14 protein-coding genes are annotated in these 15,937 nt (G+C 62.3%); 7 read left to right on the plus strand and 7 right to left on the minus strand.

What is annotated here, in order from left to right:
* Positions 1–31 precede the first annotated feature (31 nt).
* Complete coding sequence (locus K5X80_RS04715; RefSeq protein WP_222559695.1) at positions 32–1,390, minus strand: L,D-transpeptidase family protein; 1,359 nt, start codon at positions 1,388–1,390, stop codon at positions 32–34.
* 136 nt (positions 1,391–1,526) lie between these two features.
* Positions 1,527–2,396, minus strand: coding sequence for a universal stress protein (locus K5X80_RS04720; RefSeq protein ID WP_222559696.1), 870 nt, complete (start codon positions 2,394–2,396; stop codon positions 1,527–1,529).
* A 259-nt stretch (positions 2,397–2,655) separates the two neighbouring features.
* On the opposite strand from K5X80_RS04720, the gene K5X80_RS04725 reads away from it, so the two are divergent.
* From K5X80_RS04725 to mnhG, 6 genes are read left to right on the plus strand one after another with little or no spacing between them, the layout of a single operon-like run.
* Entirely contained in the window at positions 2,656–5,553 is a 2,898-nt protein-coding gene (locus K5X80_RS04725; protein WP_222559697.1) for a monovalent cation/H+ antiporter subunit A, read from the plus strand.
* Positions 5,553–5,924 (plus strand): Na+/H+ antiporter subunit C, encoded by a 372-nt coding sequence (locus K5X80_RS04730; protein WP_222559698.1) that lies wholly within the window; start codon positions 5,553–5,555, stop codon positions 5,922–5,924. Before K5X80_RS04725 ends, K5X80_RS04730 begins: the two co-directional genes overlap by 1 nt.
* Positions 5,921–7,519 carry a monovalent cation/H+ antiporter subunit D gene (locus K5X80_RS04735; RefSeq protein ID WP_222559699.1) on the plus strand — a complete coding sequence of 533 codons (1,599 nt, stop codon included), beginning with the start codon at positions 5,921–5,923 and terminating at the stop codon, positions 7,517–7,519. The genes K5X80_RS04730 and K5X80_RS04735 overlap by 4 nt, the downstream gene beginning before the upstream one ends.
* Positions 7,516–8,004: a Na+/H+ antiporter subunit E gene (locus tag K5X80_RS04740; protein WP_222559700.1), complete on the plus strand. Its 489-nt coding sequence runs from the start codon at positions 7,516–7,518 to the stop codon at positions 8,002–8,004. Before K5X80_RS04735 ends, K5X80_RS04740 begins: the two co-directional genes overlap by 4 nt.
* Positions 8,001–8,282, plus strand: coding sequence for a K+/H+ antiporter subunit F (locus K5X80_RS04745; RefSeq protein WP_222559701.1), 282 nt, complete (start codon positions 8,001–8,003; stop codon positions 8,280–8,282). The genes K5X80_RS04740 and K5X80_RS04745 overlap by 4 nt, the downstream gene beginning before the upstream one ends.
* On the plus strand, positions 8,279–8,620 hold the full coding sequence (gene mnhG, locus K5X80_RS04750; protein ID WP_222559702.1) for a monovalent cation/H(+) antiporter subunit G: 342 nt from the start codon (positions 8,279–8,281) through the stop codon (positions 8,618–8,620). The genes K5X80_RS04745 and mnhG overlap by 4 nt, the downstream gene beginning before the upstream one ends.
* A gap of 33 nt (positions 8,621–8,653) precedes the next feature.
* On the opposite strand, the gene metB is transcribed toward mnhG, so the two are convergent.
* From metB to K5X80_RS04770, 4 genes are all read right to left on the minus strand, one after another.
* Complete coding sequence (gene metB, locus K5X80_RS04755) at positions 8,654–9,832, minus strand: cystathionine gamma-synthase (RefSeq protein WP_222559703.1); 1,179 nt, start codon at positions 9,830–9,832, stop codon at positions 8,654–8,656.
* Complete coding sequence (locus tag K5X80_RS04760) at positions 9,825–11,540, minus strand: NADPH-dependent assimilatory sulfite reductase hemoprotein subunit (protein ID WP_222559704.1); 1,716 nt, start codon at positions 11,538–11,540, stop codon at positions 9,825–9,827. Before K5X80_RS04760 ends, metB begins: the two co-directional genes overlap by 8 nt.
* A gap of 9 nt (positions 11,541–11,549) precedes the next feature.
* Positions 11,550–13,355, minus strand: coding sequence for an assimilatory sulfite reductase (NADPH) flavoprotein subunit (locus K5X80_RS04765; RefSeq protein ID WP_222559705.1), 1,806 nt, complete (start codon positions 13,353–13,355; stop codon positions 11,550–11,552).
* 300 nt (positions 13,356–13,655) lie between these two features.
* Positions 13,656–14,288, minus strand: coding sequence for a peroxiredoxin (locus tag K5X80_RS04770; protein ID WP_222559706.1), 633 nt, complete (start codon positions 14,286–14,288; stop codon positions 13,656–13,658).
* A gap of 246 nt (positions 14,289–14,534) precedes the next feature.
* Here K5X80_RS04770 and K5X80_RS04775 point away from each other — a divergent pair, with 246 nt between their 5' ends.
* On the plus strand, positions 14,535–15,383 hold the full coding sequence (locus tag K5X80_RS04775) for a LysR family transcriptional regulator (RefSeq protein WP_222559707.1): 849 nt from the start codon (positions 14,535–14,537) through the stop codon (positions 15,381–15,383).
* An 81-nt stretch (positions 15,384–15,464) separates the two neighbouring features.
* Here the strand turns inward: K5X80_RS04775 and K5X80_RS04780 are convergent, their stop codons facing one another.
* Complete coding sequence (locus tag K5X80_RS04780; protein WP_222559708.1) at positions 15,465–15,929, minus strand: hypothetical protein; 465 nt, start codon at positions 15,927–15,929, stop codon at positions 15,465–15,467.
* Positions 15,930–15,937: the final 8 nt, after the last annotated feature.

Genomic DNA, 15,937 nt, shown 5'->3' on the forward strand with positions numbered 1-15,937 from the left:
CTGAATCCGCCAACGCGCGGCGAACTGGCGTTCAGTTCGCCGAAGTGCGGTCGTATGAGGCCGATCCGGCGTTGGCCTGGGCGACGCCGTGCGTATCCCGGCCATAGATATCGGTCGTATAGACGATCTTTCCGTCCACAGGTTGTGCCGTCAGATAGGTGAGATAGATCGGGATGCCCTTGGGCAATTGGACGAACTGTTCCGGTTCTGCGGAAGGCGCAACCGGCTCACGCCCCAGCAACCAGCGCCCGAACCGCTGCGCATCCTCAAGCCGGACGCACCCGTTGCTCAGGTCCCGCCGGGCCTTGGCGAACAGCGCTTTCGAAGGCGTGTCGTGAAGATAGATGTCTTCCCCGTTCGCGAACGAGAACTTGAGCTTGCCCATGGAATTCTGCGGGCCGGGAAGTTGACGCACGCGAATGGTCTTCTGGCCTGCCGCAACCGCTTTCCAGTCGATCTGATCGGATGGAACGACAGTGGCGTTTTCCGACCAGTCGGACATCACCTGATAGCCCCGGCTCTTGAGATAGCCGGTCCCCATCTTGAGGACATTCTGCGCAATCGTCTTGCGCACCAGATGCTCGGGCACGTTCCAGTAGGGGTTGAACGTGGCGTAATAGATCACGCTGGAGATCATCGGGGTCGGAAACTGTTCCATGCCGACGATGACTTTCATCGAATCCACCGGCCGCCCGTTTTCGAACATCTGCAACCGCTGCGTCGCCGTGTTGACCAGCGCGAACTGTTCGGTGGCGGGGAGCGAGCGCAGGCGTTCCAGATTCACCACGATCCGCGGGTCAGGCGCGGCGTTAGGTGTGGATTGCATATCGCGCCATGCAATATCGCGTAGTTCCGCATAGACCGGGTTGATCGCCGACACTTCCGCCAGGTGTTGCTCAAGCGAGGATGCATGGGCAGCGGTGGTGAGGATCTGGTCGATATCGGCGGGTTTGGGCGCCAATGTGGGATAGCCGTAGATCACATCGCGCGGCGGGCGGCGGATCGCTTCGACATAAGCCACCCAGGCGGCAGACAGAATGCGTTCAGCCGCGGCCTTGTCCGCTGCACTGCCGGTCGAGGCGGCTTGCGCGGCCTGTTCGACCTGGCGGGCGAGAGCCGGGCCATTGGCGAGCCCGTCCAGCGGCGCACGGCGCAGGATAGCGGCGAGATCGGTTGCCGGGCGGGCGCCGTTCTGGAACCACTGGGGCCCCTGCCAGCGCTTGTAGAAGGCCAGGATCGCGGCTTCCCGGGGCATAGCAGCCACAGCCGCCTGCAACGCCTCGCTGGGTTGGGGCGTGGCTGGCTTTTCCCGCGCCAGCGCGGGGGAAACTGCCAATAGCATCGCCGCAGGACCGAAAGCGGCGAGAAAGGATATTGGGCGACTGAGCACGCGCTCATCTCCTCACTATCGTTGCACCGCGTCCTCCAACGAACCGATGCTGCAAGATATTAGCCCAAGGTTGGGTGCTGTCAAAGCAATGGCAAGGGGAAAGGTGTGTTTTCGGCTGCCCATCCCGTTGCGATCTTTATGCCTTTAAGGGCTCTGGCGCCGGGGCCGCCAGCACATCGACATCGGACAGCTTGAGAATCTCTTCGGCTACGCTCCCCAAAAAGAATTTCTCTATTCCCGAGCGCCCCCGTGTCCCGACGATAAGCAGGTCCGGCCGGGCTTCGCGGACTTCGCGGCGGATGGTTTCGGAGATCGACAGTTCCACCGGGGCGATGATCTGGGCCACCGGGCGAAGCGCGGTGGACTTCAGGAAGCCATGCATCGCATCCGCCGCTTCCGCTTTTGCGGCCAGTTCGTAATCCTCGATCTCGTCACCGCTCATGAGCGAACGCTGCATCATGCTTTTCTCGGGCGTGTCGAGCACGTGCAGGACCGTGACATCGGCAGTGTCGAGCAGGCCGAGGTGCTGGGCGACCTGCGTCGCAGCCACCGAACAGGCGGAAAAATCGGTGGCGATCAGAATCCGCTGATAGGGGCCGGCGGGCACGCCGTTGGCCATGATCACCGGCACCGCGCTTTCGCGGATGGTGCGTTCGGCTGTGGTGCCGACAAAGATGTCCTTGAGCAGATCACGCCGGTGAGGTCCGAGCACGATAAGGCCGGGCGCGATCTCCCGCGCCGTATCGATCAGCGCGCGAAACGGATCGCCCTGCGCCAGGCGATAGGAACAGGATATTCCGTCGCTTGCCGTAATCGTTTCCGCCAGTTCGGTCAGAAGTTCGGTGCTCACCGTACGCTGCATGGAGAGGAGTCGATCGGGCAGATCGTCGTCCAGAGCATGGAACAGCACCAGTTCGGCTGCGATCTGGCGTGCGGTGAGAATGGCCCGCCGCAAGGCACGGTCGGAACGAGGGGAAAAATCGGTGGCGACCAGAATCTTGCTCATCAATCGTTCTCCCCTTTGGCTTCAACATTCCAGTTCGGTGCCTGAACTCGGAATTAATAACCATATAGGATGATAGTGCCTTTGTCCGGTGCATTTCAGGCGAATGTGCCTTTGCAGGGTGTGTCGCAATTGCATCGGCCACGCGGCCATGGACAAAAGTTTTTTGCCTGAGGCGTTGCCAATCATAAAAAAAGTCAACCATATGGGCAAACACCGGCGAATGCCTTCCCGACCTCACCACTGACGAGCGCGATAACGAATGACGGATGGAACACTGCTGCTGATTGCCCTTTTGCTGCCCTATATGGGGAGCTTGGCAGCAGCGTTCCTTCCATCGCGCTCGCGCACGCTGGCGGCATTGCTGGCTGGTTCGCAGGCAATGCTCGGCCTCGCTATCGTGATATGGCTCTATCACGGGCTGCCCGGCGGCGATGTGGTGCGCTACCAGATCGAATGGCTGCCCAGTCTCGGTGTCAACCTGACGTTGCGGCTCGATGGATTGGCCTGGTTGTTCGCCGTTCTGGTTTTCGGGATCGGGTTCCTGGTGGTGCTCTATGCCCGCTATTACATGTCGCCCGACGATCCGGTTCCCCGCTTTTTCTCGTTCCTGCAGGCGTTCATGGGTTCGATGCTGGGCGTGGTGATTTCGGGCAATCTGATCCAACTCGCGTTCTTCTGGGAACTGACCAGCATCTTCTCGTTCCTGCTAATCGGTTACTGGCACCACAACCAGAGCGCACGCGACGGTGCGCAGATGGCGCTGCTGGCCACGGCTGCCGGGGGGGTGTGCCTGTTGCTGGGTTTTCTGCTCATCGGCCGGATCGCGGGCAGTTACGATCTCGACCGGGTGCTCGCCTCGGGCGAGCTGATCCAGCAGAGCGAGCTTTATCTGCCCGCGCTGATCCTGATCCTTATCGGTGCTTTCACCAAAAGCGCGCAGTTCCCGTTCCATTTTTGGTTACCGCACGCGATGGCCGCCCCCACACCGGTTTCAGCCTATCTCCATTCGGCCACCATGGTGAAAGCAGGGGTGTTCGTGCTGATCCGGCTGTGGCCTGTCATGGCGGGGACCGAGGCATGGTATTTCCTCGTTGCGACAACGGGGCTGGCGACTTTGCTGCTGGGGGCGTGGTCGGCGATCTTCCAGCAAGATCTCAAAGGCTTGCTGGCCTATTCGACAATCAGCCATCTGGGGCTGATCACGCTGCTGCTGGGCCTCGGCAGTCCGTTGGCCGCGGTTGCGGCGATTTTCCACACAGTCAATCACGCCACGTTCAAGGCATCGCTGTTCATGGCTGCGGGGATCATCGATCATGAAGCCGGAACGCGAGACTTGCGCCAGTTGAGCGGGCTTTACCGCTACATGCCGATCACCGCGACACTGGCGATGGTGGCTGCCGCGGCGATGGCGGGCGTGCCGCTGCTCAACGGTTTCCTGTCGAAGGAAATGTTCCTGGCCGAAGCATTGGCCGCGCACAGCGGGACAATCATCGATCAGTTGCTCCCGGTTCTGGCGACTGTCGCCAGCGCCTTCAGCGTGCTTTATTCGCTGCGCTTCATCCATCAGACCTTTTTTGGCCCGCCGCCGGTCAATCTGCCGCATCAGCCCGCCGAAGCGCCGCCGTGGATGCGCCGCCCCATAGAAGTGCTGGTCATCGCCTGTCTGGTGATCGGCATCCTGCCCGCGATCACGATCGGGCCGTTCCTCGCCACGGCCGTTTCCTCGGTTCTGGGCGATCGTACGCCGCACTACAGCCTTGCACTCTGGCATGGTTTCAATGCTCCGCTCATCATGAGCGTGATCGCCTTGAGCGCCGGGGTTATCCTCTATCTGCTGTTTCGCAAACCGCTCAACAATGCCCGCCGTTCGCCGGTGATCGGCCGGCTTCGGGCGCGGCGGGCTTTCGATACGATTCTCAACGCGATCTTTACCGGCGCGCAGGTGCTGGAAAATCTGCTGGCCACGCGCAGGCTGCAAGTGCAGCTTCGCCTGCTGATCGGTATCGCGTTGATCGCCGGGTTGTTGCCGTTTCTCCAGCATGGGTATCGGCTGGGCGCGGTGCCGGTTACGCTGGTGGACCCGATTTTCGGGTTCATCTGGCTGATCGGCGGAGTTTGCGCCATCGGGGCGGCCTGGCAGGCCAAATTCCACCGGCTCGCGGCGCTGATCCTGCTGGGCGGTGCTGGCCTTGCCACCTGCATCAGCTTCATCTGGCTTTCTGCACCCGATCTCGGCCTCACGCAATTGCTGGTCGAACTCGTCACCACCGTGCTCCTGCTGCTCAGTCTACGGTGGCTGCCGCAGCGCTTGCCCGACATCTGGGCTGGAGGCCGGACCCCGTTCATCGTCCGTTTGCGGCGCGGGGGCGATCTTGCTGTCGCTCTGCTGGCCGGGGCGGGTATGGCGGCGATCACTTATGCCGTGCTGACGCGCCCTCTGCCGGACAGCATTTCGCGCTTCTTCATGGAAAAGGCGTACAGCGAAGCGGGCGGCACCAATGTGGTGAATGTCCTGCTGGTCGATTTCCGCGGGTTTGATACTTTCGGCGAAATCACCGTGCTGAGCATTGTCGGGATCACGATTTTCTCGTTGCTGCGGCGTTTCCGCCCAGCACCCGAAAGCATCGTCATGCCGGAACAGCAACGCGTCCAGAATGCTTATGACGAGCGGCAGGAAGGCCGTTCCCTCGGCGATACGTTGTCCGATTATCTGACGATTCCGCGCCTTGCGATGATCTGGCTGTTTCCGGTTATCGTCGTTCTTGCGCTCTTCCTGCTGTTGCGCGGGCATGATCTGCCTGGCGGCGGCTTTGCCGGGGGGATCGTGATGTCGATTGGCGTGATCCTGCAATATATGGCGCTGGGGACCCGCAAGACGGAAGCCCGGCTGGTGATCGTTCCTTTCCGCTGGATCGGGATCGGCTTGCTGCTGGCGGCGGGAACCGGCATCGGCGCCTGGGTTTTCGGCTATCCTTTCCTGACTTCCTATTTCCAGTACGGGCATGTGCCGGTGATCGGGAAATTCCCTATCGCCAGCGCCCTGCTGTTCGACATCGGCGTGTTTGCCGTGGTCGTCGGGGTGACGGTCCTGGTGCTGATCGCTCTCGCCCACCAATCGGTCCGCAAGCCGCGCACTGTGGCGGAGGAGCAGGACTGATGGAAATCGTTCTTGCCCTCGCCATCGGCACGCTTGTCGCCTCCGGCATCTGGTTGCTGTTCCGCCCGCGTACCTTTCAGGTCATCATCGGGCTGTCGCTGCTGTCCTATGCGGTCAATCTGTTCATTCTTGCCACGGGGCGGATGAAAACCGATGCTCCGCCGATCGTCCCCCAGGGGGAAGCGGTGAACCCGGCGCTCTACGCCGATCCGCTGCCGCAGGCGCTGGTGCTGACCGCAATCGTCATTTCCTTTGCCACCACGGCGCTGTTGCTGGTGGTACTGCTGGTTTCGCGCGGGCTGACCGGAACCGACCACGTCGATGGCGAGGAAGACGGGGACCAATCCAATAACAGGAAGGGCGGCCAATGACCGATTGGACGCAACATCTCGTCATCACCCCCATTCTGCTGCCGCTGCTGGTCAGCGCGGGGATGCTGATGTTCAACGAACGGCGGCGGGCCCTGCGGCGCGTTTTCAGCCTGTTCACCGCCTTGGCCTTGATCGCCAATGCGATCGCGCTGATCCATCTGACCGGCAGCAAGGGCGGATTGGCGCTGACTTACAGCGCAGGCAACTGGCCGGTGCCGTTCGGTATCGTTCTGGTGGCGGACCGATTGACCGCGCTGCTCCTGCTGCTCACCAGTATCCTCGGGTTTGCGGCGCTGATCTATTCCGTGGCGCGATGGGACAAGGCGGGCCAACGCTTCCACACCCTGTTCCTGCTGATGCTGATGGGGGTCAACGGCGCGTTTCTGACCGGAGACCTGTTCAATCTTTTCGTCTTTTTCGAAGTGATGCTGGCGGCGTCCTATGGCCTTGCGCTGCATGGGGTGGGGCGCGCCCGCACCCGCGCGGGGCTGCATTATATCGCGATCAACGTGGCGACTTCGCTGCTGTTCCTGATCGGGGTCAGCCTGCTCTATGGCGTGACAGGCACGCTCAATATGGCCGATCTCGCGGTGCGCATTCCTGCCGTGCCGGCCTCGGACATCATGCTGCTGAAAGCGGGCGCCGCGCTGCTGGGGGTGGCGTTCCTGGTCAAGGCGGGCATGTGGCCGCTCAACTTCTGGCTGCCCGCCACTTATGCGGCCGCCGCGCCGCCGGTTGCGGCAATGTTCGCGATCCTCAGCAAGGTCGGCATTTATGTGATCCTGCGCCTGTCCAGCCTGATGTTCGGCGATGATTCCGGCCGCGCGGGGCATTTTGCGGATGACTGGCTGCTGATCGGGGGGATCGCGACCATCATCTACGGTACGCTCGGTGTGCTATCCGCTCGCCGTCTGGCGCCGTTCGCCGGATATTACCTGATCATTTCCTCGGGCACTCTGCTGGCCGCCATTGGCACCGCCAATACCGCCGTCCTTGCCGGTGCCCTGTTCTACCTCGTCAGTTCCACGCTGGCGATCGCGGCGTTCTATCTGCTCGTCGAACCGATCGAGCGCGGCCATGAGGAAGAGGATGAACTGGTAGTCGAGGCCGTGTTCGAAGACGAACTGGCCGAAGCGCTTGACGAAGAGGAGAACGAGATCGGCGTGGTCATCCCGGCCACTATCGCCATCCTCGGCGGAGGTTTCGCCTTCTGTGCGCTGCTGCTGGCCGGTCTGCCGCCGTTGTCGGGCTTCATCGCCAAGTTTTCCATCATCGATGGGCTGCTGCGTGGCGGGCAGGCGATACTGCCCGTGCACTGGGTCTACATTGCCGCGATCATCGTGTCCGGTCTTGGGGTGCTCATGGCGGCAACGCGTGCGGGCATCGAACTGATCTGGGAACCGAGCGATCGGGCGATGCCCAATCTCAGAGTGGTCGAAGCCGCCCCGATCGCACTGTTGCTGGCGATCTGCCTCGGCCTTGTGATCATGGCCGGGCCGGTGATGCGCTTCATGGAACAGAGCGCGGCGGCGCTGGAACAAAGAGAACTGTACACCCGCGCCGTGCTGCATCCCTCGGGAGGGGCCGGGCGGTGAAGCGTTTCCTGTCCTATCCGCTCATGGGGCTGGCCCTGTTGGGGTTCTGGCTGTTGCTGAACCAGTCGCTCGCACCGGGGCATATCCTGCTGGGCGCGCTGATCGCGGTGGTCGCGCTGAGCGGGCTATCGGCATTGCAGCCCGAACCGGTCCGTATCCGCTTTTCGTGGACCATGGTCCGGTTGGCGGGCATGGTCCTGGCGGATATCTTCCGCTCCAATCTCGCCGTGGGGAAGATCATCCTTGCACGTGGCAAGCGGGATGTGCAGGCGGGTTTCCTCGAACTGCCACTGGACATGACCAACCGCTATGGCCTGGCGGTGTTGGGCATCGTCATCACGGCGACGCCCGGAACGCTCTGGATGCAGTATGATCCGGCCCGAAATGTGCTTTTGCTCCATGTGCTGGATCTGGTCGACGAAGAGCACTGGATCCGCCTTATCAAGTCCCGTTACGAGCGCCTGCTGATGGAAATCTTCCGATGACGATACTCGCACTGGCATGGGCCATCACCATGGCGCAGGTCCTGCTGGGACTGGCGATGTCGTTCGCCGTGTGGCGGATGTTGCGCGGACCGCGTGCGCAGGATCGTGTGCTCGGTCTCGATACACTGTATGTCAACGCAATGCTGTTGCTGGTCCTCTACGGCATCCAGACCGGGCGGACGCTCTATTTCGAAGCGGCGCTGGTCATCGGCCTGCTGGGCTTCACCAGCACCGTGGCCCTGTCCAAATTCCTCATGCGGGGGGAAGTCATCGAATGATCCAGGCCCCTGATCTGCCGTTTTGGGCTGCCTTGCTGGTCGGCTTTCTGGTCCTGGCCGGGGCGATGATCGCGCTGGTCGGATCGTTCGGGCTGCTGCGCCTCGGCAATTTCTATCAGCGGGTCCATGCCCCCACGCTCGGTGCGACGCTGGGGGCAGGGGCGATCCTGATCGCGTCGATGATCTGCTTTTCCGTACTGGAATCGCGGCCGGTGATCCACGAAGTGCTGATTGCGGTATTCCTCACGATCACCACACCCATCGGCCTGATGCTGCTGGGGCGGGCGGCGCTCTACCGGGATCGCCGCGCCGGGCGTGACGATATACCGGAAGGATAATCTGCAGGCGGGATAGTTGCTTCGGACCGGGCGTTAACCCGCAGCCACGGCGGCGAGCCCGGCATCGAGCCCCGCGATAAGGTCCTCTTCGGCTTCCAGCCCGATGGACAGGCGCAGGAGTCCGTCACCGATCCCGGCCACCGTGCGGGCTTCTTCGCCCATGTCGGCATGCGTCATCGTGGCCGGATGGGCGATCAGGCTTTCCACGCCGCCCAGCGATTCCGCCAGTGTCAGCACCCGTACCCCGGCGACGAAGCGGCGCACCGCTTCGCTCCCGCCCTGCAGGTCGAAGCTGAGCATGGCGCCGAAGCCGCTTTGCTGACGCGCGGCGATAGCGTGGCCGGGATGCGATTCGAGGCCGGGATAATGCACCCGGGCGACGGCGGGGTGCCGTTCCAGATGCCGGGCGATGGCCATCGCGTTCGCCTGGGCGCGCTCCATCCGTACGAACAGCGTGCGCAGGCCGCGCAAGGTCAGCCAGGCATCGAAAGGCGCCCCCGCGCTGCCAACGATATTCGCCCATTGGCGCAGATCGTCGGCGCGGGCCGGATCGGCGGCGATCACCGCCCCGCCAATCACATCCGAATGGCCGTTGATGTACTTGGTGGTCGAATGGACCACGTAATCGGCCCCGAGCGCGATCGGCCGTTGCAGCGCGGGGGAAAGGAATGTGTTGTCCACCGCGACTTCCGCACCGACGGCGTGCGCCTTTTCCGTCAGCAGCGCGACATCGACGATCCGCATCAGTGGGTTGCTGGGGGTTTCGATCAGCACGAGAGCGGGCACATCGTCCAGCGCAGCGTCGAACGCGGCGATATCGCCCTGATCGACGAAGCGCAGCGTAAACTGCCCCAGGGCTGCGCGGGCTTTCAGCAACCGCATGGTGCCGCCGTAGCAATCGTGGGGCGCAAGCACGAGATCGTCCGGCCGCAGGCGCCCGGCCAGCAGGTCCAGTGCCGCCATGCCGCTGGAGGTGACGACAGCTCCGCAGCCGCCTTCCAGTTGCGCCAGCGCATCGGCCAGCAGGTCGCGCGTGGGATTGCCCGCGCGGCCATAATCGTATCGGCGCGGCTGTTCGTACCCGGCGAATTCGTATGTGCTCGACAGAAACAGCGGCGGGGCGACCGCGCCGAACGCGGGATCGGTGGCGACCCCGTGCGCGGCGGCGATGGTTTCGGGTTTTCCCGGCAGGCCCTTGTCCCGGTCAGTCATTGAAGAAACGTCCTTCCGTTACTTCGCGCACAATCCCTGCGCGGATCGTGAAATCGCCGAAATGCTCGCCCGGTTGCCGTTCGCGCGCGAAACGGCCGATCGCATCGGCCAGCACTTCCAGAATGACCGGCTCGCCGACATTTTCCCGGATCATGCGATTGAGCCGTTCCCCATGGAAGCCACCGCCGAGGTAGAGATTATACTTGCCCGGCGCCCGCCCGGTAAGCCCGATTTCGGCAATATAGGGGCGCGAACAGCCGTTGGGGCAGCCGCTCATCCGCACCGTGATCGGTTCGTCCGCCAGCCCATGTTCGGCCAGCAAGGCCTCGATCTTGTCGATCAGGCTGGGCAGATACCGTTCGCTTTCCGCCATCGCGAGACCGCAGGTGGGCAAGGCAACGCAGGCGATGGCATTGCGGCGAAGCGTAGTGGCGCTTTCCCCTTCCAGCCCGTGTTCGGCCAGCAGCGCATCGATGGCTGCGCGATCTTCCGCTTTCACCCCGGCGATGATGAGATTCTGGTTAGGGGTGATGCGGAATAGGCCGCGATGGATGCGGGCCACATCGCGGAAGGCATCGAGCAACTTCAAAGTGAGCCGCCCGCTCTGAATAAAGACAGTCCGATGATGGCGGCCATCGGGCGTTTCGTTCCAGCCATAACTGTCGCCGTTGCTGGTGAAAGCGAAAGGCCGCGCTTCTTCGAACGGTGCGCCCATGACCCGTTCGATCTCGGCTTTGATCCAGTCGAGCCCCTTGTCGTCGACAGTGTATTTGAAGCGGGCGCGCTGGCGATCCTTGCGGTCGCCGTAATCGCGCTGCACCGTCATCACCGCGTCGGAGCAGGCGATCACCTTGTCGGCCGGCACGAACCCGATCACGCTGGCAAGGCGCGGATAGGTTTCCGGGGCCTGATCGGTACGGCCCATGCCGCCGCCGATGGCGACATTGAAGCCTTCCAGCCCATCCGGCCCGCCGATGGCGATGAAGCCCAGATCCTGCGCATAGACATCGATATCGTTGGATGGCGGCAGCGTGAAGCCGATCTTGAATTTGCGCGGCAGATAGGTGCGGCCGTAGAACGGTTCTTCCGGTTCGGAAGAGGCCACGCGTTCGTCGCCATACCAGATTTCGTGATAGGCGCGGGTCTTGGGAATGACGTGATCGCTCACCCGCTTGGCCATCGCTGCCACTTCGGCATGGAAGCGCGAGCTTTGCGGATCGACAGTGCACATCACGCCGCGGCTGTCGTCCCCGCAGGCGGCGATAGTGTCGAGCAGCGTTTCATGCAGACCCTGGATGATCGGGCGCAGGCTGTCTTTCAGCACCCAATGGAACTGGAACGTTTGCCGCGTGGTGATCCGCAGCGTTTCCCCACCATGGGCCCGGGCCAGCTCGTCGAGCTTGAGCCATTGCGCGGGGGTGCAGACCCCACCGGGCAGGCGAACCCGGATCATGAACTGATAGGCCGGCTCCAGCTTCTGGCGGCGGCGTTCGTCGCGCACATCCCGGTCATCCTGCTGGTAGATGCCATGGAATTTCATCAGCTTGACATCGTCAGCGCTCGGCATAGCGCCGGTGATCCGGTCGAGCAGGCCGGTGGCGATGGTGCCGCGCAGATAATCGCTGGTATCCTTCATCCGTTCATCGGCGCTCAACCGGTCGAGCGGCTGGGACAGGTCGTGGCTGCGGTCGATAGAGGTGGTGGTCATGATCGGGTCTCAGTAAACGTCACGCTGGTAGCGGTGGTCGGCCTGGAGCGAGCGGACATAGTCTTCCGCCGCCTCGCGCCCGGTATGGGCCTGGCTGGCCACGATATCGATCAGCGCCGCGTGGACATCCGGGGCGAGATTGGCTGCATCGCCACAGACATAGACATGCGCGCCTTCTTCCAGCCACGCGAAAAGGTCCGCGGCTTGTTCTTTCATGCGATGCTGAACATAGGTCTTTTCCGCGCGGTCGCGGGAGAAGGCGACATCCATCCGGCTGAGCGTGCCGTCTTTGAGCCAGCCCTGCCATTCCGTCTGATACAGGAAATCAGTGCGGAAATTGCGTTCGCCGAAGAACAGCCAGCTCTTGCCTTCCGTCCCTGCCGCCTCGCGCTGTTGCAGGAAAGCGCGGTAAGGCGCCACCCCCGTTCCGGCGCCGATCATGATGATCGGCGCATCGTTACCGGGCAGGCGGAAATGCGGATTGCTCTGAATATAGACCGGCAGCACGGTATCGGGGGCGGCGCGATCGGCCAGCAGGCCGGACGCGACCCCGGTGCGCGGTTCGTCATGCAGCCGGTAACGCACCGGCGCGACTGTCAGATGCGCTTCATCCGGGGCGGAAGCGAGGCTGGATGCCAGCGAATAGAGGCGCGGCTGCAACGGGCGCAGAGCGGAGACGAACCCTTGCGCCTGCACCCCGCCCACCGGGAACCGGCGAACGATATCGACGATATGGTGCGTGCGCAGGAAAACCGATCGTTCGCCCGAACGATCCTCCTGCTGCAATTGCTGCAGGGCGGACGCTTCTGACAGCATAGCCCAGTAATCGAGAAAACGCGGTGTCGCGGCAGTGATCTCGTAGCGATGAGTCAGCGCCTCACCGAGCGTGAATCTCTGCCCCTTGAGCTCGATTGCGCTCTCGGCGGCCAACCCCAATGCATCGAGCAGCGCGGTGACGACCGCAGGATCGTTCGGCGCGGCAATCCCCAGGGCATCCCCCGGCTCGTACGTCAGCCCCGATCCGGACAGCGAAAATTCGATATGGCGGGTTTCCTTGGTCGATCCCCGGCCGACGATGGCGATATTGTTGACCACGGTTGCCGGGAACGGATTGCGCTTGTCATAAGCGGAGGGCGGGGCGGCGGAGGCCACCTGTCCGGCGCTGGCCACCGCGGGCGTGGGGGCGGCTTCGGCTTCGGCCGCCAATTGCGCGACGATGGCCTCGATCCAGGCTTCGGCCGGTTCTTCGTAATCGACATCGCAATCGACCCGCTCGGCCAGCCGCGCGGCGCCAAGCTCCTCCAGCCGCCGGTCGAGCCGCTTGCCCGCCTGGCAATAGTATTCATACGTGGAATCGCCCAGCGCCAGCACGGCAAACCGCGCATCGCCGAGCTTGGGTGCCTTGCGGCCTTCGATGAATTCGAAAAAGCCGGTCGCAGGCTGTGGCGGATCGCCTTCACCATACGTGCTGACAACGATCAGCACATCCTGTTCCTGGCCCAGTTGGCGAACCTTGTAGTCCGCCATATCAGCCATAACGGGGGTCAGCCCTTTGGCCTTGGCCACCGCTTCGAGCGCGCGCGCCAGTTCCGCGGCATTGCCGGTTTCGGTGCCGTAAAGGATGGCCAGCGATCGGGTGGCAGCGGGGGAGGAGGGCGCCGGTAGCGGTAGGGGGGACTGCATACCGGCGCCGATCCCGGCGAAATAGCCGCTGAGCCACTGCGCCTGCATTGGTGTCAGAGAACGGGAAATCTCTTCTATCAATCGCCACTGTTCCGGGGCGAAAGGACCTCCCGGCGATACCAAAGCCGTCATGCGCGTTTTTCCTCGGCGTTTAGCTCCCTTTCCTGTGCTCCGGCCTGATGGATGGGATCCATCAGCATCCTCTCCGGGCACCGTTGTCATGAAGCACGTTTCACTCTTCGGGCAGTGTGCGATTTCCCTCTTTGCAAGGCAAATGCATATTATTGCGCCTTAATATGAAAAAATATGGTCTTAATAGCCGAGCGGGCAAGGGTGCCCTGCCGATAGCCGTTCATAGCCCTGAATGAAGTTCTGGCCGGGAGCAGGAACTGCCCCCGGCCAGCGGAGAACCCGGTAGAGATGGTCTATGTGTTACCCGTTGAGATCGACAATCCGCAGATAGGGTTTCAGCGTCTTGTAGCCTTGGGGGAACTGCCGCGATGCTTCCTCGTCCGAAAGCTTGGGCGAAATGACTACAGGTTCGCCCGCTTCCCAATTCACTGGTGTGGCGATGCTGCGCGTGTCGGTAAGCTGGAGGCTGTCGATCGCACGGAGGATTTCGGCGAAGTTGCGGCCGGTGCTGGGCGGATAGGTGAGGATCAGCCGTACCTTGCGCGTCGGATCGATCACGAAGACCGAACGAACGGTGACAGTGGGATCGCATTCGGGATGTACCATCCCGTAAAGCGTGGACACTTTCCCATCGGGATCGGCCAGCATCGGAAAATCGAGCGCCTGGCCCTGCGTTTCCTGGATGTCCTCTTCCCATTTGTGGTGCGCTTCCACCGGATCGATCGACAGGCCGATCGGCTTCACGTTCCGCTTGTCCCACTCGGGCCGCAGCCGGGCGACTTCACCCAGTTCGGTGGTGCAAACCGGGGTGAAATTCTTGGGATGACTGAACAGGATCGCCCAGTCCGAGCCGATCCATTCATGGAAACGGATGCGGCCGTGAGTGCTATCCTGTTCGAAATCGGGGGCGATTTGGCCCAGTTGGATGGTCATGGTAACTCCTCAGCGATGGCGGTTACTATGCCGCAGGGATTTACAGCGAACAAATGAATGTTATTGATGGTTATCTATCGTTATTTTGCTTGAAGATGCGATCAAGCGAATGCCGAGAGACAGGATGGAAACGTGCTGACGAGCCGGTCATAATTCCTCTGGAGGTGCCTCGCGGTATCGCTTTTCTCGCAAAACGACGCATAAATAAGATAGTTATAATTTGGGATTGAGCGGAAATATCTTGCTATGGATATCAATGTTGCGCGGACTTTTCTCGAAGTGGTCAAGACCGGCAGTTTCGTCAGTGCCGCCGCCAATCTCAATCTCACGCAAACGGCGGTAAGCGCCCGTATTCGTGTGCTGGAAGACCAGTTGGATCGCCCGGTGTTCGTACGCAACAAGGCGGGGGCCAGGCTGACTCCGGCGGGTGAGCAGTTCCTGCGCTTTGCGACCAGTCTGGTACAGGTGTGGGATCGCGCGCGGCAGGCGGTTGCTCTGCCGCCCGGCCGCGAATCCGTGGTGACGGTTGGCGCCGAACTCAGCCTCTGGAGCCCGCTGCTGCGCCACTGGCTGTTGTGGATGCGGCGCGAATGCCCGGAAATCGCCGTCGACACACAGATCGACAATTCCGAACGCCTGATGGAACGGGTGCAGGATGGTTCGCTCGATGTCGCTGTCCTTTATGCCGCGCCGCGCCGTCCAGGGGTGATTGCCGAACTGCTGTTCGAGGAAAAGCTCGTGCTGGCCCGCACCACTCCGTCCACCCAGCCGCTCGCACCGGAAGATCATGTGCAGATCGATTGGGGGGAGGATTTCGCTGCCAGCTATCAGGCTGCGTTCCCCGATCAGCCGAATCCGGTCGTCTCGATCAGCTATGGCCCACTGGCACTCGAATACATTCTCGCCACGGGCGGTAGCGGCTATTTCCGGCAGGGTTTCATTCGGCCCTATCTGGAAGAAGGGCGGATGACCGTGGTGCCGGACAGTCCGGAATTTTCCTATTCGGCTTACGCCGTGCACTCGACCAAGGCCGACCCGGGCGTGATGGCCCGCATTCGCAGCGGGTTGCGCGTCGCAGCGGCCATCACTGCCTGAGCGAGATGCGCGGGATCAACCACGTTTCATTGGGCTTGCACCGGCCTCTATGACCCTTTGCACTGGGATCGCGCAGGTGGTTCAGAACATTCCATGGCTGCCGCCGACTGCGCCGATCACGGCCACGAGGGAGGCGGCAAGAAGCACCCGGTGCATGCGTTCGATGCGGGCAAAATCTTCCGTCGGGCTGACGGAATCGGCCATTCGCCGATGAAGGAACAGCGGCTCGATCACGAACAGCATGGCGGCAAACACCAGCCAGACGGCCACCATGGCATGCATCCACCAGAAATGAGCATCGGCAAAGCGATGCCACATCTGTCCCTGCCAGATCATCCAAAACCCGCTGATCCCTGCCAGAGCCACCCACAGGCGTGCTTGCGGGGCAAACCGATGTTCGATCTTATGGAAAGCTGCCAGCCGTTCGGCGGGGGGATGCGTCAGGCGGACGGACGGCATCACCACCAGCGTGACGAACGCCACGCCGCCGATCCAGAACAGGATCGCAACGATGTGGACGATCCGTGCGATAGTGATGCCGTCCATAGCCGCTC

Origin of the sequence: Caenibius sp. WL (assembly GCF_019803445.1) — a bacterium.
GTDB lineage: Bacteria > Pseudomonadota > Alphaproteobacteria > Sphingomonadales > Sphingomonadaceae > Caenibius.